Source organism: Streptomyces shaanxiensis, assembly GCF_039537145.1.
In the GTDB taxonomy this organism is placed as follows: Bacteria; Actinomycetota; Actinomycetes; order Streptomycetales; family Streptomycetaceae; genus Streptomyces; species Streptomyces shaanxiensis.
In genome coordinates, this window is sequence record NZ_BAAAZY010000019.1 from 228205 (window position 1) to 249850 (window position 21646).

Annotated in this window: 22 protein-coding genes and 5 tRNA genes; 8 read left to right on the forward strand and 19 right to left on the reverse strand. The window is 70.0% G+C overall.

Annotated features, from left to right (window positions below):
• Positions 1-57 precede the first annotated feature (57 nt).
• Positions 58-849: a bifunctional hydroxymethylpyrimidine kinase/phosphomethylpyrimidine kinase gene (thiD, locus tag ABD932_RS31540; protein ID WP_345017883.1), complete on the reverse strand. Its 792-nt coding sequence runs from the start codon at positions 847-849 to the stop codon at positions 58-60.
• Complete coding sequence (locus ABD932_RS31545) at positions 846-1814, reverse strand: thiamine-phosphate kinase (RefSeq protein WP_093910064.1); 969 nt, start codon at positions 1812-1814, stop codon at positions 846-848. Before ABD932_RS31545 ends, thiD begins: the two co-directional genes overlap by 4 nt.
• A 206-nt stretch (positions 1815-2020) precedes the next feature.
• Here ABD932_RS31545 and ABD932_RS31550 point away from each other — a divergent pair, with 206 nt between their 5' ends.
• Together ABD932_RS31550 and ABD932_RS31555 are read left to right on the forward strand one after the other, a co-directional pair.
• A complete protein-coding gene (locus ABD932_RS31550; protein ID WP_345017887.1) occupies positions 2021-2254 on the forward strand; it encodes an Lrp/AsnC family transcriptional regulator in 234 nt (77 codons plus the stop codon).
• Positions 2255-2274: 20 nt separating this feature from the next.
• Positions 2275-2799, forward strand: coding sequence for a DUF3515 domain-containing protein (locus ABD932_RS31555; protein WP_345017889.1), 525 nt, complete (start codon positions 2275-2277; stop codon positions 2797-2799).
• A gap of 12 nt (positions 2800-2811) precedes the next feature.
• Here ABD932_RS31555 and ABD932_RS31560 read toward each other — a convergent pair whose 3' ends face one another.
• From ABD932_RS31560 to ABD932_RS31570, 3 genes are all read right to left on the reverse strand, one after another.
• Positions 2812-3969 (reverse strand): D-alanine--D-alanine ligase family protein, encoded by a 1158-nt coding sequence (locus ABD932_RS31560; RefSeq protein WP_345017891.1) that lies wholly within the window; start codon positions 3967-3969, stop codon positions 2812-2814.
• A 183-nt stretch (positions 3970-4152) separates the two neighbouring features.
• Positions 4153-5163: an NAD(P)H-dependent glycerol-3-phosphate dehydrogenase gene (locus ABD932_RS31565; protein ID WP_345017893.1), complete on the reverse strand. Its 1011-nt coding sequence runs from the start codon at positions 5161-5163 to the stop codon at positions 4153-4155.
• Positions 5160-5948, reverse strand: a complete 789-nt coding sequence (locus tag ABD932_RS31570) for a lysophospholipid acyltransferase family protein (RefSeq protein ID WP_345017895.1) — start codon at positions 5946-5948, stop codon at positions 5160-5162. Before ABD932_RS31570 ends, ABD932_RS31565 begins: the two co-directional genes overlap by 4 nt.
• A gap of 169 nt (positions 5949-6117) precedes the next feature.
• Between ABD932_RS31570 and cofC the strand changes: the two genes are divergently transcribed.
• Complete coding sequence (cofC, locus tag ABD932_RS31575) at positions 6118-6756, forward strand: 2-phospho-L-lactate guanylyltransferase (protein ID WP_345017897.1); 639 nt, start codon at positions 6118-6120, stop codon at positions 6754-6756.
• 44 nt (positions 6757-6800) lie between these two features.
• Positions 6801-7004: a hypothetical protein gene (locus ABD932_RS31580; protein ID WP_126395329.1), complete on the forward strand. Its 204-nt coding sequence runs from the start codon at positions 6801-6803 to the stop codon at positions 7002-7004.
• 103 nt (positions 7005-7107) lie between these two features.
• Here the strand turns inward: ABD932_RS31580 and ABD932_RS31585 are convergent, their stop codons facing one another.
• The 4 genes from ABD932_RS31585 to leuC all read right to left on the reverse strand — a co-directional run bounded on the left by ABD932_RS31585 (position 7108) and on the right by leuC (position 10416).
• A complete protein-coding gene (locus ABD932_RS31585) occupies positions 7108-7752 on the reverse strand; it encodes an HU family DNA-binding protein (protein WP_345017900.1) in 645 nt (214 codons plus the stop codon).
• Positions 7753-7889: 137 nt separating this feature from the next.
• A complete protein-coding gene (locus tag ABD932_RS31590) occupies positions 7890-8120 on the reverse strand; it encodes an SCO5555 family protein (protein ID WP_003997611.1) in 231 nt (76 codons plus the stop codon).
• A gap of 265 nt (positions 8121-8385) precedes the next feature.
• On the reverse strand, positions 8386-8979 hold the full coding sequence (leuD, locus tag ABD932_RS31595) for a 3-isopropylmalate dehydratase small subunit (protein ID WP_345017902.1): 594 nt from the start codon (positions 8977-8979) through the stop codon (positions 8386-8388).
• 6 nt (positions 8980-8985) lie between these two features.
• Positions 8986-10416: a 3-isopropylmalate dehydratase large subunit gene (gene leuC, locus ABD932_RS31600; RefSeq protein WP_250090274.1), complete on the reverse strand. Its 1431-nt coding sequence runs from the start codon at positions 10414-10416 to the stop codon at positions 8986-8988.
• A gap of 202 nt (positions 10417-10618) precedes the next feature.
• Here leuC and ndgR point away from each other — a divergent pair, with 202 nt between their 5' ends.
• On the forward strand, positions 10619-11335 hold the full coding sequence (ndgR, locus tag ABD932_RS31605; RefSeq protein ID WP_345017905.1) for an IclR family transcriptional regulator NdgR: 717 nt from the start codon (positions 10619-10621) through the stop codon (positions 11333-11335).
• Between the two features lie 72 nt (positions 11336-11407).
• Here the strand turns inward: ndgR and ABD932_RS31610 are convergent, their stop codons facing one another.
• Positions 11408-11932 (reverse strand): DUF4188 domain-containing protein, encoded by a 525-nt coding sequence (locus ABD932_RS31610; protein WP_345017907.1) that lies wholly within the window; start codon positions 11930-11932, stop codon positions 11408-11410.
• Positions 11933-12019: 87 nt separating this feature from the next.
• Between ABD932_RS31610 and ABD932_RS31615 the strand changes: the two genes are divergently transcribed.
• Positions 12020-12667, forward strand: coding sequence for a MerR family transcriptional regulator (locus ABD932_RS31615; RefSeq protein WP_345017909.1), 648 nt, complete (start codon positions 12020-12022; stop codon positions 12665-12667).
• Positions 12668-12719: 52 nt separating this feature from the next.
• On the opposite strand, the gene ABD932_RS31620 is transcribed toward ABD932_RS31615, so the two are convergent.
• From ABD932_RS31620 to ABD932_RS31660, 9 genes are all read right to left on the reverse strand, one after another.
• Positions 12720-12792, reverse strand: a tRNA-Glu gene (locus tag ABD932_RS31620).
• Positions 12793-12820: 28 nt separating this feature from the next.
• Positions 12821-12892: transfer RNA gene (locus tag ABD932_RS31625), tRNA-Gln, on the reverse strand.
• Positions 12893-12912: 20 nt separating this feature from the next.
• A tRNA-Glu gene (locus ABD932_RS31630) sits at positions 12913-12985 on the reverse strand.
• Between the two features lie 87 nt (positions 12986-13072).
• Positions 13073-13145: transfer RNA gene (locus ABD932_RS31635), tRNA-Glu, on the reverse strand.
• 21 nt (positions 13146-13166) lie between these two features.
• Positions 13167-13238: transfer RNA gene (locus ABD932_RS31640), tRNA-Gln, on the reverse strand.
• 90 nt (positions 13239-13328) lie between these two features.
• The gene (locus ABD932_RS31645; protein ID WP_345017911.1) at positions 13329-14060 is read right to left on the reverse strand and encodes an HAD family hydrolase; all 732 of its coding nucleotides are present in this window, start codon (positions 14058-14060) and stop codon (positions 13329-13331) included.
• 111 nt (positions 14061-14171) lie between these two features.
• Entirely contained in the window at positions 14172-15656 is a 1485-nt protein-coding gene (gene gltX, locus ABD932_RS31650; protein WP_345017913.1) for a glutamate--tRNA ligase, read from the reverse strand.
• Positions 15649-16434 (reverse strand): fumarylacetoacetate hydrolase family protein, encoded by a 786-nt coding sequence (locus ABD932_RS31655; protein WP_345017915.1) that lies wholly within the window; start codon positions 16432-16434, stop codon positions 15649-15651. Before ABD932_RS31655 ends, gltX begins: the two co-directional genes overlap by 8 nt.
• A 159-nt stretch (positions 16435-16593) precedes the next feature.
• Positions 16594-16776 carry a hypothetical protein gene (locus ABD932_RS31660; RefSeq protein WP_345017917.1) on the reverse strand — a complete coding sequence of 61 codons (183 nt, stop codon included), beginning with the start codon at positions 16774-16776 and terminating at the stop codon, positions 16594-16596.
• Between the two features lie 606 nt (positions 16777-17382).
• Here ABD932_RS31660 and ABD932_RS31665 point away from each other — a divergent pair.
• On the forward strand, positions 17383-21156 hold the full coding sequence (locus ABD932_RS31665; protein ID WP_345017919.1) for a sensor histidine kinase: 3774 nt from the start codon (positions 17383-17385) through the stop codon (positions 21154-21156).
• A 9-nt stretch (positions 21157-21165) separates the two neighbouring features.
• Positions 21166-21579, forward strand: a complete 414-nt coding sequence (locus ABD932_RS31670) for a roadblock/LC7 domain-containing protein (RefSeq protein ID WP_345018093.1) — start codon at positions 21166-21168, stop codon at positions 21577-21579.
• Positions 21580-21646: the final 67 nt, after the last annotated feature.

A 21646-nucleotide genomic window follows, 5' to 3' on the forward strand; every position in this document is an offset into this window, starting at 1 on the left:
GCTGTATCCGAGCGGCTACCCCAGCGGGCACGCCCCCGGCCACGAGCCCTCGCGCGGCTACGAACCCCCGCGGAACCGCCACCCATGATCGACCGGCCCGATCCCCTCGCCGAGCGCGAACCCGGCCTCGATCGCCCCGGTGACGTACTCCTTGGCCGCCGCCACGGCCTCCGGCACGGACAGCCCCTTCGCCAGCCCCGAGGCGATCGCGGAGGCGAGCGTGCACCCCGTCCCGTGCGTGTGCCGGTTGTCGTACCGAGGCGCCCGCAGCCAGTGCTCCTCCGACCCGTCCGTCAGCAGATCCACGGCGTCCCCGGGCAGATGACCGCCCTTGATCAGCACCCACCGCGGCCCGTACGCCAGAACAGCCGCCGCGGCCCCCCTCAGCTGTTCCTCCGACTCGACGTGCACACCCGTGATCTGCGCCACCTCGTCGAGGTTCGGCGTCGCCACGGTCGCGACCGGCAGCAGCTTCGTACGCACCGAGTCGAGCGCGGAGGCGGCCAGCAGCGAGTCCCCGTGCTTCGAGACGCCCACCGGGTCCACCACGGCCGGCGCGTCCGTCCCGCCGATCAACTCGGCCACCGTCTCGACGAGTTCGGCCGACGCGAGCATGCCCGTCTTGATCGCCTGTACGCCGATGTCGTCGACGACGCTGCGGTACTGCGCCCGCACCGCCTCCACCGGAAGCTCCCAAGCCCCCTGCACGCCGAGCGAGTTCTGGGCCGTGACCGCGGTGATCACGCTCATGCCGTGCACGCCGAGCGCGAGCATCGTCTTCAGGTCGGCCTGGATGCCCGCGCCGCCGCCGGAGTCGGAGCCCGCCACCGTAAGGACGTTGGGAATCACGACTCGATGTCCCCGCCGAAGTGGTCCCAGCCGCCCTTCTTGGTCCACGGCGCCCCGTCCACCGTCACCTGGGGCAGCGCCGAGGGGTTGAGGACCTCGCCGATGACCTTCCAGCGGGCCGGCAGCTTCACGTCCGGCGGGAAGGTCGCCACGATCGCGTGGTCCTCTCCCCCGGTCAGCACCCACTGCATGGGATCGACGCCGACGGCCTGCCCGATGTCGTTCATCTGGGTCGGGATGTCGATCGCGCCCGAGCGGATGTCGATACGGACCTTGCTCGCCTCGGCGATGTGCCCGAGGTCGGCGATCAGCCCGTCGCTCACGTCGCACATCGCGGTCGCGCCGAGCCCGGCGGCCGCCGGACCCGCGTGATACGGCGGTTCGGGACGCCGGTGCGCCTCCACGAAGGCGCGCGGTGAGCGGAACCCCCGGGCGAGCACGGCGTATCCGGCGGCGGACCAGCCCAGCCAGCCGGTCACCGCGACGAGGTCGCCGGGCTGTGCGCCGGCCCGCGTCACGGGCTCCTGGTTGCGCAGATCGCCGAGCGCGGTGATCGACACCATGATCGTGTCGCCCCGTACGACGTCCCCGCCGACCACCGAGGCACCCGCGACCTGGCACTCGTCGCGCAGTCCGTCCATCAGCTCGCTCGGCCAGGTCACCGGGAGTTCGGCCGGCACGACCAGGCCGAGCAGCAGCGCGGTCGGTACGGCGCCCATGGCGGCGATGTCCGCGAGGTTCTGCGCGGCGGCCTTGCGGCCGACGTCGTAGGCCGTGGACCAGTCGCGGCGGAAGTGCCGTCCCTCCAGCAGGATGTCGGTGCTGGCCACCACCCTGCGGTCGGGCGCGGCCACCACCGCGGCGTCGTCGCCGGGGCCGACCCGGACCGCCGGGGTGGTGGTGAGACGGGAGGTGAGCTCCCTGATGAGCCCGAACTCACCGAGCTCACCAACAGTGCCCTTCATTGCCCTTACGCCCCTTCTGTCCCTATCCGTACCCGGTCGCGCGTCACTGCCGTCCTCGCTACGGTCGAGGTGTACGTCAACTACTGTCGTGCCTGCACCCCGGCGCGCAAGCCCCGGCTCCCGCAGGTCTCCCCGCGGCGAGCGGCGACGCGATACCGTGGCGTTCCTTTTCCCCACATGATCCTCGTGGCCGCCCTGGAGGTTCCGTGGTACAGGCGTACATCCTGATCCAGACGGAGGTCGGCAAGGCGTCGACCGTCGCCGAGACGATCAGCAAGATCCCTGGAGTCCTCCAGGCCGAGGACGTGACGGGACCCTATGACGTCATCGTGCGTGCACAGGCTGACACAGTCGACGACCTGGGTCGCATGGTGGTCGCCAGAGTCCAGCAAGTGGACGGCATCACCCGCACCCTGACCTGCCCGGTCGTCCATCTGTAGCCCCCGTCTAACCTTGGCCGGTGAACTCTTTCCGTCACCGGCGCATTTCTGTCCTCGGGCTGCCCGCGCTCGTCCTGCTGATCACCGCCGCGGGCTGCTCATCACCAGACGACAGCGGGTCGGCGGCGGTTCCCAGCCCCGGCGCGAAGGCGACGCAGCTGTGCCAGAACCTCGACAAGGAGCTGCCGGCCAAGGTGGACGGTGAGAGCCGTGAGGACCCCTCGCCCGCGTCCGCGCTGACCGCGGGATGGGGGGACCCGGCGATCATACTGCGGTGCGGTGTCGAACGGCCGCCGAAGATGATCGACCCCAAGGTCGCCGAGGGGCGGGACGAGGACGCGGTGGCCGGCGGCGTCGAAGGCGTCGAGTGGCTGATGGAGAAGCAGGACGACGGGGCGTACCGATTCACGAGCGCGCGCCGCCGCGCGTACGTCGAGGTCACCGTGCCGGAGGGCCTGGACAGTTCGGGTGCCCTGATCGACCTGGCCCCGGCCATCAAGAAGGCGATCCCCGAAGGGATCGCCGACCTGACCGTGGGCAACTGACCGGCAGAGCCGTCAGCGGAGCCCGGTGGACCGCCGCAACGCCGCCTGGACCAGCAGGTCCACCAGGTCCGGGTAGCTGATCCCGCTCGCCTGCCACATCTGCGGGTACATCGAGATCGGCGTGAAGCCGGGCATCGTGTTGATCTCGTTGATCACGAACTCCCCGTCCTCGGTGAGGAAGAAGTCCGCCCGGACCAGGCCCTCGCACGAGGCCGCCTCGAAGGCGTCCACGGCCAGGCGCTGCACCTCGGCCGTCTCCTCGGGCGTCAGGGGCGCCGGCACGATGCCGGGCGTCGAGTCGATGTACTTGGCCTCGAAGTCGTAGTACGCGTGGGCGTCCGGCGGCGGGATCTCGGCCGGTACGGAGGCGCGCGGGCCGTCCTCGAACTCCAGCACCCCGCACTCGATCTCCCGGCCGCGCAGCGCCGCCTCGACGAGGATCTTCGGGTCGTGCCGCTGGGCCTCGGCGATCGCCTCGTCCAGGCCGGACAGGTCCTCGACCTTGGTGATACCGATCGACGAGCCCGCGCGCGCGGGCTTCACGAAGAGCGGCCAGCCGTGGTCGCCGGCGAGGTCGATGATCTTCTTGCGGGCGGCGGACCGGTCCTGCTCCCACTCACGCGGCCGGATCACCACGTACGGGCCCACCTTGAGCCCGAACGAGGTGAACACCCGCTTCATGTACTCCTTGTCCTGGCCGACGGCCGAGGCGAGCACGCCCGAACCCACGTACGGCACCCCGGAGAGCTCCAGCAGGCCCTGGAGGGTGCCGTCCTCGCCGTACGGGCCGTGCAGCACCGGGAAGACCACGTCGATCTCGCCCAGCGCCTTGGGGACCGATCCGGGCTCGGTGTAGACGACTTCGCGGCTCGCGGGGTCGACGGGGAGCACCACGCCGCCCTCGCTCGACTCGGCCAGCTGCTCGACGTTGGGCGTACGGCGCTCGGTGATCGCCATGCGTTCCGGTTCGTCGGCGGTGAGCACCCAGCGGCCGCTCTGTGTGATGCCGATCGGCAGGACGTCGTACTTCGTCCGGTCGATAGCGCCCAGTACGGCGCCGGCGGTGACCATGGAGATCCCGTGCTCGGAGCTGCGACCGCCGAACACGACGGCCACGCGCGGCTTGCGGGGCGGCTGGTCAGGGCTCTGGGGGAGGTTCTCGGTGCTCATATCGCGTTGAGCGTACCCGCCCGTAGGGGCCGAGTCAGCGTCCGGCCCGCGAGTGAGCCGGAGGGCGCGCCGGTGTCGAGGGGGCGAACGCGCGGAAGCCCGCAGGGCTGAGCACGATCGCGCCCTCGACACCGGCTGAAGGCGCCCAGAGGCGAACGAGCCAAAAAGAGGGGTGGCGTTCGCTCAGCGTCGTTCCGGCTTCGCGCTGCGCGACATCAGCTCCTTCAGGGCCACCACCGGCGGCTTGCCCTCGTGCACGATGCCGACGACCGTCTCGGTGATCGGCATGTCGACGCCGTGCCTGCGGGCCAGATCCAGCACGGACTCACAGGACTTGACGCCCTCGGCGGTCTGCTTGGTGACCGCGATGGTCTCCTGGAGGGTCATGCCCTTGCCGAGGTTGGTGCCGAAGGTGTGGTTGCGGGACAGCGGCGAGGAGCAGGTCGCCACCAGGTCGCCGAGGCCCGCGAGTCCGGAGAACGTCAGCGGGTCGGCGCCGAGCGCCACGCCGAGCCGGGTCGTCTCGGCGAGCCCGCGCGTGATCAGCGAGCCCTTGGCATTGTCGCCGAGGCCCATGCCGTCCGCGATTCCGACGGCGAGGCCGATGACGTTCTTCACGGCTCCGCCCAGTTCGCAACCCACCACGTCCGTATTGGTGTACGGCCGGAAGTACGGCGTGTGTGAGGCGGCCTGCAGACGCTGGGCCACGGCCTCGTCGGTGCAGGCGACGACCGCGGCGGCGGGCATCCGCGCGGCGATCTCACGGGCGAGGTTGGGGCCGGTGACCACGGCGATGCGATCGTGGCCGACCTTGGCGACGTCCTCGATGACCTCGCTCATCCGCATGGTGGTGCCGAGTTCGACGCCCTTCATCAGGGACACCAGGACCGTGCCCGGCGCGAGCATCGGGGTCCACTCGGCGAGGTTGGCGCGCAGGGTCTGGGAGGGGACGGACAGCACCGTGAAGTCGGCGCCGGCCATGGCCTCGGCCGGGTCCGTGGTCGCCCGCATGCCTTCCGGGAGCTCGACGCCGGGGAAGTAGTCGGGGTTCGTGCGGGTGGAGTTGATGGCGTCGGCGACCTCGCCGCGACGGGCCCACAGGGTGACCTCGCACCCCGCGTCGGCGAGGACGATGCCGAAAGCGGTGCCCCACGAACCGGCGCTCAGAACCGCCGCCTTGACGGGCTTGCTCACGTGCCCTGCCCCTCTTCCTGCCCGGCCTTCGGCGCTTGCGTCCGCTGGGTCTGCGCGGCCGTCCTGCGCCGCTGCTCGATGCGCTCCTGGCGCGGGTCGTACGGCCTCTCGGGCGCCTTCTCGCCGCGGATCTCCTCCAGCTGGCGGGTGATGGCGGCCATGATGACCTCGGTGGCGTCCTTCAGCAGCTCCGGGGTCATCTCCTTGTCGTAGAAGGGCGCGAGGTCCACGGGCGGGCCCGCGAGCACCCGGTGGGTCTTGCGCGGAAGGACGTTGGCCTTCTTGGAATACGGCGGCAGCAGTTCGTTGGCGCCCCACTGCGCGACCGGGATCACCGGGCACTTGGTCTGCAGGGCGACACGGGCGGCGCCGGTCTTGCCGGTCATGGGCCACTGGTCCGGGTCCCGGGTGATGGTGCCCTCCGGATAGAACGCGACGCACTCGCCACGCTCCACGGCGTCGATCGCGGCCCGGAAGGCGCTCAGCGCGTCGGTGGTCTCGCGGTAGACGGGGATCTGGCCGGTGCCGCGCATGAAGGCGCCGACGAATCCCTTCTTGAAAAGAGCGCTCTTCGCCAGGAATCGCGGAAGGCGCCCGGTGTTGTACTGAAAGTGCGCGTACGCGAAGGGATCAATGTGCGAATTGTGGTTCACCGCGGTGATAAATCCGCCGTCGGCCGGAATGTTCTCCATTCCACGCCAGTCCCGCTTGATCAGAACCACCAGCGGCGGTTTGGCGATCACCGCTGCGAAGCGGTACCAGAAGCCGATTCTGCGGCGGGGCACGCGTGCACCTTCCTCTAGGGATCAAGGACGTCGGGCCGGGGGGCCGCACAAGTGTCGCCCCAGGCCGCCGGTCTGTCGAGAACACCGTACGCCTCGGCGTCACCACCGCCAGATGGCCTTGGTGACGGCTGAGTGACAATGGCCGCGACTAGAGAGGGACGGAACGCTGGTGCAGTGGACCTTGGTCGTACCCCTGAAGCCCTTGGCGCGGGCGAAGAGCAGGCTCGCGGACACCGCGGCGGACGGGCTGCGCCCCGGACTGGCCCTCGCCTTCGCCCAGGACACCGTGGCGGCGGCGCTGGCCTGCCCCGCGGTGAAGGATGTGGCAGTCGTCACGGACGACGTGCTGGCGGGCCGCGAGCTGGGCGCACTTGGCGCCCACATCGTCCCCGACGAGCCGGGCGGCGGCCTGAACGCGGCGCTGGCGCACGCGGCGGCGGTCGTACGCTCGTCCCGCCCCGAAACCCCTGTCGCGGCCCTGAACGCCGATCTCCCCGCCCTGCGCCCGCTGGAATTGGCCCGGGTCCTGGACTGTGCAGCGGAATTCCCGCGCGCTTTCCTCCCGGACGCCGCGGCAATCGGCACGACTCTGCTGGCCGCGGCCCCGGGATATGAATTACTGCCCGCATTCGGCGAGGATTCCCGGTCCCGCCACCGCACCTCGGGTGCGAGGGAACTCGACCTCGACGACGTGGACTCCGTACGCCAGGACGTGGACACCGGCGCCGACCTGAGAGCCGCGCTGGCCCTGGGCGTGGGCCCACGCACGGCGGCGGCAGCGGCACGGCTGTTGATCGAGGAACCGTAGCGGCCACGCCCCCGCGCCCCACAACCCGTCGTAGGGTGACAGCCATGCAGGCCACCGCATACACCTACGACGCCGAAACCCGCTCCGGCAGCGTGCTGCTGGACGACGGCACCCCCGTCCCCTTCGACGCCCCGGCGTTCGACGCGGGCGGGCTGAGGCTGTTGCGCCCCGGTCAGCGGGTGCGCATCGAGACGGAAGGCCAGGGCGACGCCCTGCGGATCACGTTGGTGACCTTGCAGACGCTCTGAACCCCTGGACCTCTGGACCTCTGGACCGTCGCAGAACCCCGGACACGCCGCGGGCCGGACTCCACACGGAGTCCGGCCCGGCGCGTGAGTGCCCTTCGCGGTCCTACCTGCTGCGCGTGGTCCTCTTGGCAGTGGACTTGCGCGCCGTCGACTTCTTGGCCGGGGCCTTCTTGGCGGTCGCCTTCTTCGCCGGGGCCTTCTTGGCCGTCGCCTTCTTGGCGGTGGTCTTCTTCGCCGCGGTGGTCTTCTTGGCGGCGGCCGTGGTCTTCTTCGCCGTCGTCTTCTTCGCCGTGGTCTTCTTGGCGGCGGCCGTGGTCTTCTTCGCCGTCGTCTTCTTCGCCGTGGTCTTCTTCGCCGCGGCCGCCTTGGTGGTCTTCTTCGCGGCGGCCTTCTTGACCGTCGCCGCGGCACCACCGGTCAGGCTGCCCTTGGGCGCCTTCTTGACGGCGACCTCGCCGCCCCGCGGGAGCTTCTTCGAGCCGCTCACCAGGTCCTTGAAGCCCTGACCCGCGCGGAAGCGGGGAACGGAGGTCTTCTTGACCCGAACCCGCTCGCCGGTCTGAGGGTTACGGGCGTAACGAGCCGGACGGTCGACCTTCTCGAACGAACCGAAGCCGGTGACGGAGACCCGCTCACCAGCGACGACCGCGCGGACGATCGCGTCCAGTACGTGGTCGACAGCCTCGGCGGCCTGCTGGCGGCCGCCCATCTTGTCGGCAATCGCTTCTACGAGCTGCGCCTTGTTCACGTCTTCCCCTTCGGAGACATCGCCAGAACGAAAGTGTTCAAGCTTTTTCGCACGTTAGGCAGATATATACCGCAAATCAAACACGAAACGGGCTAATCACCCTTGTGCCGCAACAGACTCGACGGTCTCGAAGGTGTTCAGCGTTCCTCTTCGGGGAATCGCCCCGCGTCGAGGTCCGCGATGAACCGCTCCAGACGCCTTGTCGCTTCGGCTACGTCGTGCTTGGCCGCGGCCGTAATGACCAGCAGCTTCCGGGTCAGCGCCATCCGTACGCCCTCCGGGACTTGCAGTGCGCGCACTCTTGCGTGCGCTTCCTTGAGTTGGTCCGCGACTGCCGCATAGAGCTCGAGTTGGCCGTCGTGTTCCATGCACAGATTGTGCCATCTGGGGCGAGTTGTCGCCTGCCAGGGGTGCAACTCCGGCCTCAAATGGCTTTCCGGGCACTTGCGGAAGCCACGGCTACAGCACTCGCGTACCCCGACAACACCCGTCGTAACATGGGCAGTTGAGGTCGGCGCCGAGCAGCACGGGGCCGTTCGGGTGCAGACATGGCAGTACCCCCGATCGGGGCCGATCGGGGGTACTGGGAGGGTGTTGCGGTGTCCGAAAGTCGCCTTGCGTGGCGGCCTCGGATCAGCCCTGGAGGGTGCGCGGCTTGAACGACGGCCGCTTCGCCTCGTAGGCGGCGATGTCGTCCTCGTTCTGCAGGGTGATCGAGATGTCGTCGAGGCCGTTCAGCAGCCGCCAGCGGGAGTTCTCGTCCAGCTCGAAGGCGGCGGTGATGCCCTCGGCGCGCACCTCACGAGCCTCCAGGTCGACCGTGATCTCGGCCTGCGGGTCGTTCTCGGTGAGCTCCCACAGCGCGTCCACGATCTTCTGCTCCAGAACCACCGTGAGCAGGCCGTTCTTGAGCGAGTTGCCGCGGAAGATGTCCGCGAAGCGCGAGGAGATCACGGCCTTGAAGCCGTAGTTCTGCAGCGCCCACACGGCGTGCTCACGGGAGGAACCGGTGCCGAAGTCGGGACCGGCGACCAGCACCGTGGCGCCTTCGCGCTCGGGCCGGTTGAGCACGAACTCGGAGTCCTTGCGCCAGGCCTCGAACAGCCCGTCCTCGAACCCGTCCCGGGTCACCTTCTTGAGCCAGTGAGCAGGGATGATCTGGTCGGTGTCGACGTTGGAGCGGCGCAGCGGAACGGCCCGGCCGGTGTGCGTGGTGAATGCTTCCATGACTTCTCAGACTCCAGCGGGCGTACGGGTCTCGGCGTCGGACAGGTCGGCCGGGGAGGCCAGGTGGCCCAGCACGGCGGTGGCCGCCGCGACCTGCGGCGACACCAGGTGCGTACGACCGCCCTTGCCCTGTCGGCCCTCGAAGTTGCGGTTGGAGGTGGACGCGGAGCGCTCACCCGGGGCCAGCTGGTCGGGGTTCATGCCCAGACACATCGAGCAGCCCGCGTGCCGCCATTCGGCGCCGGCGTCCTTGAAGACGACGTCCAGACCCTCGGAAACGGCCTGCAGGCCCACCCGCGCGGAGCCCGGGACGACCAGCATGCGTACGCCGTCGGCGACTTTGCGGCCCTTGACGAGCTCGGCGGCGGCGCGCAGGTCCTCGATGCGTCCGTTGGTGCAGGAGCCTACGAAGACGGTGTCCACCTTGATGGAGCGGAGCGGCTGACCGGCTTCCAACCCCATGTATTCCAGGGCCTTTTCGGCGGCGAGCCGCTCCGAAGCGTCTTCGTACGAAGCAGGGTCGGGGACGGACGCCGAAAGCGGCGCACCCTGGCCGGGGTTGGTGCCCCAGGTGACGAACGGCGACAGTTCGGCGGCCTCGATCACGACCTCGGCGTCGAACTCGGCGTCCTCGTCCGTCTTCAGCGTCTTCCAGTACGCGACGGCCGCGTCCCAGTCCTCGCCCTTGGGCGCGTGCGGACGGCCCTCGAGGTAGTCGAAGGTGGTCTGGTCGGGGGCGATCATGCCCGCGCGGGCGCCGGCCTCGATCGACATGTTGCAGATGGTCATCCGGGCCTCCATCGAGAGCTTCTCGATGGCGGAGCCGCGGTACTCCAGGACATAGCCCTGGCCGCCGCCCGTGCCGATCTTGGCGATGATCGCCAGGATCAGGTCCTTGGCGGTGACGCCGTCGGGCAGTTCGCCGTTGACCGTGATGGCCATGGTCTTCGGGCGGACCAGCGGCAGCGTCTGGGTGGCCAGCACGTGCTCGACCTGGGAGGTGCCGATGCCGAACGCCAGACCGCCGAAGGCGCCGTGCGTGGAGGTGTGCGAGTCACCGCAGACCACGGTCATACCGGGCTGGGTCAGACCCAGCTGCGGGCCGACGACGTGCACGACGCCCTGCTCGACGTCGCCCAGCGGGTGCAGCCGCACACCGAACTCGGCGGCGTTCTTGCGCAGTGTCTCCAGCTGGACGCGGGAGACCGGGTCCGCGATGGGCTTGTCGATGTCGAGGGTCGGGGTGTTGTGGTCCTCGGTGGCGATGGTCAGGTCGAGCCGGCGCACCTGGCGACCGCTCTTGCGGAGGCCGTCGAAGGCCTGCGGGCTGGTCACCTCGTGCAGCAGGTGCAGATCGATGAAGAGGAGGTCGGGCTCGCCCTCGGCGCGCCGGACGACATGGTCGTCCCAGACCTTCTCCGCGAGTGTCCTACCCATCGCTTTCCCTCCGGCCGGCATACGGTCCACCGGCCCAACTAGAGATCTTGAGAAGGCGGCCGGCGCCCGCGCCCCTGCTTCCGGGCGTCCGCCGACAAGCCCGCTCTGGTCCGCGGGCCGCTCTGCCTTCGTTCTTCCAGAGTGGCGTGTTCCACGGAAAATTGAACTTGCGTTTCACAGAGTGAGACGCGAGTATCGTTGCATGGACAACAGTAGCGGCGTCGGCGTTCTGGACAAGGCAGCCCTTGTCCTGAGCGCCCTGGAGTCCGGTCCGGCCACCCTCGCAGGGCTCGTCTCGGCCACCGGACTGGCACGACCCACGGCCCACCGGCTGGCCGTGGCCCTGGAACACCACCGCATGGTGGCGCGTGACATGCAGGGTCGTTTCATTCTCGGCCCTCGCCTGGCAGAACTGGCCGCGGCGGCCGGTGAGGATCGTCTCCTCGCCACGGCCGGCCCGGTCCTCACCCACCTCCGTGACGTCACCGGCGAGAGCGCGCAGCTCTACCGACGCCAGGGCGACATGCGCATCTGCGTCGCCGCGGCGGAACGCCTGTCCGGCCTTCGGGACACGGTCCCGGTCGGCTCGACGCTCACGATGAAGGCGGGCTCCTCGGCCCAGATCCTCATGGCCTGGGAGGAGCCGGAGCGCCTGCACCGGGGCCTGCAGGGCGCCCGCTTCACGGCCACGGCGCTCTCGGGCGTACGCCGCCGCGGCTGGGCCCAGTCGATCGGCGAGCGCGAGCCGGGCGTCGCGTCCGTCTCCGCGCCCGTACGCGGCCCGTCGAACCGCGTGGTGGCAGCCGTCTCGGTCTCCGGCCCCATCGAACGCCTGACGCGCCACCCGGGCCGTATGCACGCCCAGGCGGTCATCGACGCCGCCTCCCGCCTCTCCGAGGCCCTGCGCCGCACCGGCTGACCCCGGGAGACGTCAGCGGGGAGGACCTGCCCCAACGCCGCGGCAGGCCCTCCCCGTCCCCCGATCCCCCCGTCACCCGGCCGTTTCGGCCGCCTTCTCCTTTGCCGACCGGTGCGCGAACCGGTCCTTGGCGTAGCGCCCCCGCCGCTCCAGCGGCACCTGCCCGTGCGCCGCCGCGAGTCCGAACGCCGGCATGTCCGCGTAGATCGACTCGTACGACCCCTCCGGCACGACGTAGGCCTCGTGCCACAGCCCGACGTGCTGCCGGATCCTGCCCGCCTTCTCCTTGCGGTTGAAGGTCGCCCACGCCCGCCGGTGGAGCAGACCCGACGCGTGTGCGTACGCGTACAGCTTCTCCTTCGACTCCCAGTACTGGACGACGTAGTACGTCCGCGGCGAGGCCGTCAGCAGGACATGGCCGAGCAGACCGCGCTCGGGCGCCTTCCCCAGCTCGCGCAGCATCCGCGGCATGGCCACCGCCACCGGCAACCAGTGATGCACGGCCCAGAAGTGGTTGATGCGCATCCCGATCAGCAGGACGACCACATCGCCCTCGGCGTCCGCGGTGGTGCGACCCGGCACCGGCTTGGCGAACATCGAGCCCCCGTTTCCCCTGTCGGATAGCGTCACTATCCTTGCGAGTGCTGCTTGGATAGTGGCACTCCCCAAGGAAGGGCGCAAGAGATGCGGCTGGCCGAACTGAGCGAGCGCAGCGGGGTGTCCACCGCGACGATCAAGTACTACCTGCGCGAAGGGCTGTTGGCGCCGGGCCGCCAGATCAACACGACGACGGCCGAGTACGACGAGGAGCATCTGCGCCGGCTGCGACTGATCCGCGCGATGATCCAGGTCGGCCGGGTGCCGGTGGCGACGGTCAAGGAAGTGCTGGGACATGTCGACGACGACTCCCTGCCTCGCGCGATCCGCCTGGGCGCCGCGATGTGGGCGTTGCCGCAGGTGCCGGAGCCGGACCAGGACGACGAGTACGTCCAGGCCGCCCACCAGGAGGTCACCGCACTCCTGGACCAGCTCGGCTGGGAGAACGCCAAGCAGCTCACGACCATCTCCCCCGCATACCGCTCGCTGGTGGTGGCGGTGGCCGCGTTCCGCCGGCTCGGCTACGGCTTCGGGGCCGAACTCCTCGCGCCGTACGCCGAGTTGATGCACCGGACAGCCGTCCTCGACCTGGACAACATGGAGACGTACCCGTCGCAGGCGGAGCGGATCGAGTTCGCGATCCTGGGGGCGATCCTCAACGAGCCGATCCTTCAGGCGCTGCACCGGCTGGCCCAGGAGGAGGAGTCGACGCGGCGGTACGGCTTCGACGAGTAGCTGTCGCCGAGCACGACGAAGGCCCCCCGCCGAAGCGAAGGGCCTTCTGTTGTACCCCCGACCGGATTCGAACCGGCGCTACCGCCTTGAGAGGGCGGCGTGCTAGGCCGCTACACAACGGGGGCGTGGATCTAACGTTTCCGCAGATCCGAGCTGGTCTACCTGGACTCGAACCAAGACTAACTGAACCAGAATCAGTCGTGCTGCCAATTACACCATAGACCAATGTGGTTTAGACCAGTTCGTACCCCCGACCGGATTCGAACCGGCGCTACCGCCTTGAGAGGGCGGCGTGCTAGGCCGCTACACAACGGGGGCCCTAGCGATCCCCACCCGGCGATAGCCGGATGTTGTCCACGCGTGGTCGGCGGGAGCTACCCGAACCGTCCTCGCGGGAAGGATCTGTACCCCCGACCGGATTCGAACCGGCGCTACTGCCTTGAGAGGGCAGCGTGCTAGGCCGCTACACAACGGGGGCTTTGCAGATGAGCTCTGCGAGCTGGCCTACCTGGACTCGAACCAAGACTAACTGAACCAGAATCAGTCGTGCTGCCAATTACACCATAGGCCACTGGAACGCAAGCCCCTGAGGGGTTCTTGTTCTAGCTTGCTCCGTCGGTTCCGGCCTTTCGGCCCGCTCCCCGGCGGCGCAGGAAGAACATTACCTGAAGGTGGACGGGGCTCCAAAACGGGTATCCGAGCCAAGGATCGCGGGGAGTTCGGAGAGCGAGGCGATCCGGTGCGGGCCGGCGGGTGCGTCATCGCTGGTGCGGGCGCCGTCGCGGTCGATCCAGACGGACAGCAACCCGGCGTCGGCAGCGCCCCGTCCGTCGATCTCCGGGTGATCGCCGACGTAGGCGACCTGGTGCGGGGCGAGGTCGAGGGCCTCGCAGGCGGCGTGGAAGGCACCGGCCTCCGGCTTGGAGACGCCCAGCTCGGCCGCGCACAGGATGGCCTCGAAGCGGCCGTGCACACCGAGCACGCGCAGCTTGCGGTCCTGGACGTGGATGCTGGAGTTGGAGAGCACCGCGTGCCGGTGGCTGGCCGCGAGGGCGTCCAGGACGGGCAGGACGTCCGGGAAGAGGGCCCAGGCGATCTCGTAGTGCCCGATGTAGCGCTCGAACCAGGCGTCGGCCTCGGCGTCGGTCAGCTCCTGGCCGAGGAACACCCGCACACGGTCGCGGCGCTGGCCCTGGAAGGTGGCCTCCCCCGCCGAGAACCGCGCCCACTGGGCGTCGGTGATCTTCCGCCAGCGCACGATGGCCTGCTCGACGCTGTCGTACCCGTCGAGCAGGCCCTCGGCCAGCAGGTGTGCGCGCATGCCCACGCGGTCCGCCGTGGTGTAGTCGAAAAGGGTGTCGTCCACGTCCCACACCACGGCCCGGATGCTCATGATCCGACGGTAACCCGGGGTACGGCGGTGCGTCTGCCGGTCGGGGTCTGCGCAACGCCGAAGGGGCGGCACCCGGTTGTCCGGGTGCCGCCCCTCACCTGTGCGTCGGTGTCACGCCGCCAGCTTCGCCAGCGCCGCGTCGATCCGGGCCAGGGTCGTCTCCTTGCCCAGGACCTCCAGGGACTCGAAGAGCGGCAGGCCGACCGTGCGGCCGGTGACGGCGACGCGGACCGGGGCCTGGGCCTTGCCGAGCTTGAGGCCGTGGGCCTCGCCGGCGGCCAGGACGGCCTCCTTCAGGGACTCCGGGGAGGTCCAGTCGGCGGCCTCGAGCTTCTCGCGGGCGGTGCGCAGGAGGGCGTCGCTGCCCTCCTTCATCGCCTTCGCCCAGGACGGCTCGTCGAAGACGGGCTCGGCGAGGAAGAGGAAGTCGACGTTGTCCGTGATCTCCGACAGGACCTTCAGACGGGTCTGGGCGTGCGGGGCGATCGCCTGCCACTTCACCTCGTCGAAGGCCTCGGGGGCCCAGGGGGCGAACGGGGCCTGGAGCCACGGGCGGCAGCGCTCGGTGAAGTCCTTCACATCCAGCAGGCGGATGTGGTCGCCGTTGATCGACTCGCACTTCTTCAGGTCGAAGCGGGCCGGGTTGGGCTGCACGTCGGCGATGTCGAAGGCCGCGACCATCTCGTCCGTCGTGAAGATGTCCTGGTCGGCGGAGAGCGACCAGCCGAGGAGGGAGAGGTAGTTGAGCAGACCCTCCGGCAGGAAGCCGCGCTCGCGGTAGAGGTTCAGCGACGACTGCGGGTCGCGCTTCGACAGCTTCTTGTTGCCCTCGCCCATGACGTACGGCAGGTGGCCGAAGGACGGGATCCGCTTGGCGATGCCCAGCTCCATCAGCGCCTTGTACAGGGCGATCTGACGGGGCGTCGAGGAGAGCAGGTCCTCGCCGCGCAGGACGTGGGTGATCTCCATCAGGGCGTCGTCGACGGGGTTGACGAGGGTGTACAACGGGGCGCCGTTCGCGCGGACGATGCCGTAGTCGGGCACGTTCTCCGGCGTGAACGTCAGCTCGCCGCGGACCAGGTCGGTGAAGGTGATCGTCTCGTCGGGCATGCGGAAGCGGACGATCGGCTCGCGGCCCTGGGCCGTGTACTCCGTGACCTGCGCCTCGGTCAGCTCGCGGCAGTGGCCGTCGTAACCGGACGGCTTGCCGGCGGCGCGGGCGGCCTCGCGGCGGGTGTCCAGCTCCTCCTGGGAGCAGTAGCAGCGGTAGGCGTGGCCGCCGTCCAGCAGCTTCTGCGCGACCTCCTTGTAGAGGTCCATCCGCTGCGACTGGCGGTACGGCGCGTGCGGGCCGCCGATCTCGGGGCCCTCGTCCCAGTCGAAGCCGAGCCAGCGCATGGAGTCGAGAAGCTGGTTGTACGACTCCTCCGAGTCGCGGGCCGCGTCGGTGTCCTCGATACGGAAGACCAGGGTGCCCTGGTGGTGCTTGGCGAACGCCCAGTTGAACAGGGCGGTGCGGACCAGGCCCACGTGGGGGTTACCGGTGGGCGAGGGACAGAAACGGACGCGAACGGGGGAGCCGGGTGCGCTAGCCACGCTTGACAACCTTGTTGGTGAGAGTGCCGATGCCTTCGATGGTGACGGCGACCTCGTCGCCGACGTTGAGGGCCCCGACGCCTGCCGGGGTGCCCGTGAGGATCACGTCGCCGGGGAGCAGCGTCATGGCCTCGGAGATGTTGACGATCAGGTCCTCGATGGAGTGGATCATCTCGCTGGTACGGCCGAGCTGGCGCTGTTCGCCGTTGACCGTGAGCTGGATCGTCAGGTCGGACGCGGTCTCGACGTCCAGGTCCGTCTCCACCCAGGGGCCCAGCGGGCAGGAGGTGTCGAAGCCCTTGGCCCGGGCCCACTGCTTCTCGCGCTTCTGGACGTCACGGGCGGTGATGTCGTTGGCGCAGGTGAAGCCGAAGATCACGTCCTTGACGCGCTCGCGCGGGACCTCGCGGCACATACGGCCGATGACGACGGCCAGTTCGGCCTCGTGGTGGAGGTCCTCGGTGAAGGACGGGTACTGGATCTCGTCGCCGGGGCCGATCACCGCGGTGGACGGCTTGAAGAAGGCGAACGGGGCGTCGGGCACCTCGTTGCCGAGTTCCCGCGCGTGCTCGGCGTAGTTGCGGCCGAAGGCCACGACCTTGTTGGGGAGCACCGGCGGCAGCAGCCTGACCTTGCTCAGCGGCACCTTCGTACCGGAGAGCTCGAAGTCCGCGAACGGGATGCCCTTGATGATGTCGAGGACGAGCTCGTCCGGCCTGTCGCCCTCGACCGCGCCGAAGGCGACGTTCCCGTCGATGGAGAATCTGGCGATGCGCACGGGATGCTGCGCCCCTCACTTGAGCCGGCTGGAGTCTGACGCTCCAGGCTAACGCGGGGAGGGGTGGGCGCCTCGCGCATTACCGCGGGCGCCCTGACCGTCGTACCGAACCGCCCAAAGTTCGTATGTGATTGAACGATCGGCGGCGCGCCGCGCGTACTACTGGGCGGCGGTGACGGGGATCTTGTCGAGGATGGTGCGCTTGGGGTTCGCGGTCTGGGCGGGGAGGTCGACGGAGTGCTCCGGCTGCTGCGGGGTCTGCAGTTCGTCGGCGTCCTCGAGGTGCGCCAGCGTCGTGCGCCGCGGGTTGGCTATCGTGCGGAACATCGTCGTCGTCTTCACGGTTGTACCGAGTCCTGTCGTGACGGAGCGCCGGGGCGTGGCTGGGGACGGCCTGCGGCCTGGCGCGGGTTGGCAGAAGCTTCCCTCTTGTAAAGCGTCAGGCTAAACATCCGATTCCCCGGGGAAGTCACCGGGCCCCCCTGATCTGTATGTGAGTTTGCTCACGAGAGCACGTACAAACCGGTCAATTCGGGCTCGCACTCCACCCTGACGAAACGGACATTCGCCCCCTGAAGCCATCATTCCGCTCCTGATCATGGCGACTGGGACACCTCCCGCGCGTAAGAGGATCGCGGGCATTGGTCCGTTTTGGGTGGGATAAGTTTCTACGGCAGGTAATCTCGCCCTCACGTGGCGTCACGTATGTCACGGCTCGACCTACGGGCCTTGTTGGAGATCCTGCACTGTGCTGGAATTCCACGGACCGCCGCAGGATCGAGCCGGCGCACAAGGGGCGCACCGACGCGCCGAGTGGCGGCGAGAAGGGGGAGCCAGCGCCGGTCACTCACGACCATCAGGGAGCTTGTTCAGGATGCTCCCCCATACGCCGACACCGTGTCCGTCCGCTCACGCGGAGGGGCGCCTGGTCCAGAGGTTGCGACGCTAGTGCAGGGACGTTTCAAGAGGGATGGCAGCGCTTCGGCGGAGCCGGAGCACGGCGGGACCGACCGAGGTCCCTCGCCCCAGCACGCCCAGAACCCGGGCCCGGCACCGTCGGTCGACGGCGGTGACCGCTCCGGGCGTCCGGCCGTGTCGGCGTCCTCGGGGGCGGCGACTCCCCCCGCGCCACCGACGAAGAAGCCGCCGAAGGGCACCCCGGGCCCCGGCGCGCGAATAGCCCTGCGCAACTGGCGCATCTCCACCCGTCTGGTGGCGCTGCTGACCCTCCCCGTGGTCGCCGCCACCTCGCTGGGCGCGCTGCGTATCAGCGACAACATGGACGACATTCAGCAGCTCGAGAACATGAAGCTGCTGACGGACATGACCAAGCGGGCCACCGAGCTGGCCGCGGCGCTCCAGGAGGAGCGCGACCAGTCCGCCGGTCCGCTCGCGCACGGCGGCAAGGCGACCGACTACACGGTCAAGGGCTACCGCGACAAGACGGACCGCGCCACGGACAGCTTCATCGAGGCGTCCGAGGAGATCGACAACAACGCCACGGACGGCAACCTCAGGGGCGTTCGCGACAACCTGGTCCAGCTCGTCGGGGACCTGAACGACATCGCGAAGATCCGCAACACCGCCTACGAGGCCAAGAAGAACTCCACACAGACGGTGGAGGCCTATCACCGTCTGATCACCAACCTGCTGGGCCTCTCCCAGGACATGGCCGAGGCGACCAGTAACCCGGAGATGATCCAGAGCACGCGTGCCCTGGCGGCCTTCTCCACCGCCAAGGAGTACGCGTCCATCCAGCGCGCGGTCCTCGCCGCGGCACTGCCCGCGAACAACGACTCCTTCGGCGACCTGTCCGAGAACGACCGGCTGTACGCCGAGTCGGCGCTGACCAGCCAGCGGTCCGAGCTGAAGAGCTTCCGGAGCATCTACGGCACCCAGGCCGCCGCCGGCCTGCTGCGCTCCATCGAGGACAACAACGCGACGATCGAGGCCAGCGACACCTACGCCAGCCGGGCCCTGTCCTCCGCGAACGGTCTGCAGTCGCTGGACAAGCGGTCGTACCGGGACTGGGTGGACGACAGCACCACCAAGATCCAGCAGATGCGCGCCATCGAGACGACGCTGCTGGAGGACATGGAGCAGAAGGCCCGCGAGCTGCGCAACGAGTCGGAGCGCGAGGCGATCATCTCCGGTGCGCTGATCCTGCTCGTGCTCGGTGTCTCGCTGGTCGGCGCCTTCGTCGTCGCCCGGTCCATGATCCGCTCGCTGCGCCGCCTGGAGGAGACCGCCACCAAGGTCGCCCAGGACCGTCTGCCCGAGCTGGTCAAGCAGCTGTCGGAGTCGGACCCGCAGGACGTCGACACCTCCGTCGAGTCGGTCGGTGTGCACTCCCGGGACGAGATCGGCCAGGTGGCCGCGGCCTTCGACGACGTGCACCGCGAGGCGGTCCGCCTCGCCGCCGAGCAGGCCCTGCTGCGGGGCAACGTCAACGCGATGTTCACCAACCTCTCGCGCCGCTCCCAGGGCCTCATCCAGCGTCAGCTCTCGCTCATCTCCGAACTGGAGTCCCGCGAGGCCGACCCGGACCAGCTGTCCTCGCTGTTCAAGCTCGACCACCTCGCGACGCGCATGCGCCGTAACGGTGAGAACCTCCTCGTCCTCGCGGGTGAGGAGCCCGGCCGACGCTGGACCCGCCCGGTCCCGCTGGTCGACGTGCTCCGTGCCGCCGCGTCCGAGGTGGAGCAGTACGAGCGCATCGAGCTGGCCTCCGTGCCGACCACCGAAGTGGCCGGCCGCGTGGTCAACGACCTCGTGCACCTGCTCGCCGAGCTCCTGGAGAACGCGACGTCGTTCTCCTCCCCGCAGACCAAGGTCAAGGTCACCGGTCACGCGCTGCCCGACGGCCGCGTCCTGATCGAGATCCACGACACCGGCATCGGCCTCTCCCCCGAAGACCTCGCCGCGATCAACGAGCGGCTCGCCTCGCCGCCCACCGTGGACGTCTCCGTCTCCCGCCGCATGGGCCTCTTCGTGGTCGGTCGTCTGTCGCAGCGGCACGGCATCCGCATCCAGCTGCGCCCGTCCGACTCCGGCGGTACGACCGCGCTGGTCATGCTCCCCGTCGACGTCGCCCAGGGCGGCAAGAAGCCCGCTCCGGGCAAGCCCGGTCAGGGCGGTCCCGGTGGCTCCGGTGGTCCGGCCGCGGCGCAGGCCGCCGCCGGTGCGGCTGCCGCCCGTCGCCAGGCCCAGGCCGGTGGCGGTGCCCTCGGCGCGGGTGCGCCGGGTGGCGGTGCCCTCGGTGCCGGCTCCGGTGCGTCCGGCGGCCTGCTCGGCGCCGGTCAGGGACCGCGGGCCGCGCTTCCCGGGCGTGACGGTGGCGGACTTCCCGGTGGACCGGGCGCCCCGCGCGGACCGCAGGGTCCGGGCGCGCCCTCGCAGGGCCGACCGCCGGCCGGTGCGGGCGCCGGGTTCGGTGGCCAGGCTCCGGGTGCTCCGCAGGGGCTCCAGGCCGCGGGTACCGGTCAGGACCCGTTCGGGCCGGGCCAGGGCGCCTTCGGGTCGGGGCAGGATGCCTTCGGTTCCGGTCAGGACCCCTTCGGCGGCTCCCGTGGCGGCTCCGCCGGCCGCGACCAGTCCCGGCCGCAGGGACCCGCGTCCCCGCCGTCCGCCTCCCCGTCCGCCGGTGCCGAGAAGGGCCGTCGTGGCCGTCGGCCGCAGCTGCCGCCGCGCGGTGGTGCGCGGGCCGAGCTGCCGGGCGGCAACCAGCAGCGCACGCCCAGCTGGAGCGACGAGAACGCCCAGCCGCCGGTGCCGCGCGCCTCGCTCGACACCCCGCGCGGGCACGACGAGGACCCCGCACAGACCTCCCGGATGCCGCGGATCGACGACCGTCAGGGCCCTGCCTCGGCGACGGAGATCCCGGCGCTCCCGCGCCTCGACGGCCGCCAGGGCCCGGGCTCGGCCCCGGAGTTCCCCCCCGCCGGTGGGAGCGGACAGCAGAACACGGGTCAGTTCGTCCGCCCCGACGTCTTCGGCGCCCCGGGCGGGCAGAACAACTCGTCGCAGACGGGTCAGTTCGCCGCACCGCAGGCCTACGACGGCAGCTCGACGGGCCAGCACGCCCTGCCCGGTCGCCAGAACCCCGAGTCCACCGGGCAGTTCGAGCGGCCCCAGGCCAACGGCACGTACGGCGGCAATTCCGGCTTCGGTGCCCCGCAGCCCCCGGCCCCGGCGCGCCCGCAGCAGCGGCCCGCCCGCCAGGAGCCCGAGGCACTGCCGCCCGCGACGGGCCCCGGCGACGGTCGTACCCCGCTGTACGACACGCTGGAGACCAACTGGTTCCACGGCAGCCAGCAGGGCCAGGGACGCCAGCCCGGCACCAACGGCTCTGTCCCGGCCGCGCCGGCCTCCGCTCCGCAGCAGCAGCCGCAGGCCCCTGCGGCTCCCTCCCAGCCCCCCGCGCCGACGACCGCGTGGCGCAGCTCGCCGAACGACGACCTCGTCCGGCAGGCAGAGCGCGTCCGGCAGCCGGCCGCGGGCGGTGTCACCACCTCCGGCCTGCCGCGCCGGGTACCCAGGGCGAACCTCGTCCCGGGTACGGCTCAGCAGCAACAGCACCAAAGCGGTCCGGCGGTCTCGCGTGCGCCTGATGACGTACGCGGCCGGCTGACCAATCTCCGTCGGGGTATCGCACAAGGTCGTCAGGCCGGCACCGGCCAGACGGGCAGCTTCCCGAGCCCCACTCACCAGCAGGAGCGTTAGTTGAGCCAGATGAGCCAAGCGGCACAGAACCTCAACTGGTTGATCACCAACTTCGTGGACAACACCCCAGGGGTGTCCCACACCGTCGTCGTGTCCGCCGACGGTCTCCTGTTGGCGATGTCAGAGGGCTTCCCGCGCGACCGTGCCGACCAGCTGGCGGCCGTCGCGTCGGGTCTGACCTCGCTGACCGCGGGGGCGTCCCGGATCTTCGACGGCGGCACCGTGGCACAGACCGTCGTCGAGATGGAGCGGGGATTCCTCTTCCTCATGTCCGTATCGGAAGGTTCGTCCATCGCCGTCCTGGCACACCCCGAATGCGACATCGGCCTCGTCGGCTACGAGATGGCGCTGCTGGTCGACCGCGCGGGCGCCGTACTCACGCCCGACCTGCGCGCCGAACTCCAAGGCAGTCTGCTCCACTGATCAGCCCCGGATCCACCCGTCTCACCAAATCACCGTCCGGCCGCCACAATCCCCGCACTGGCCCCCA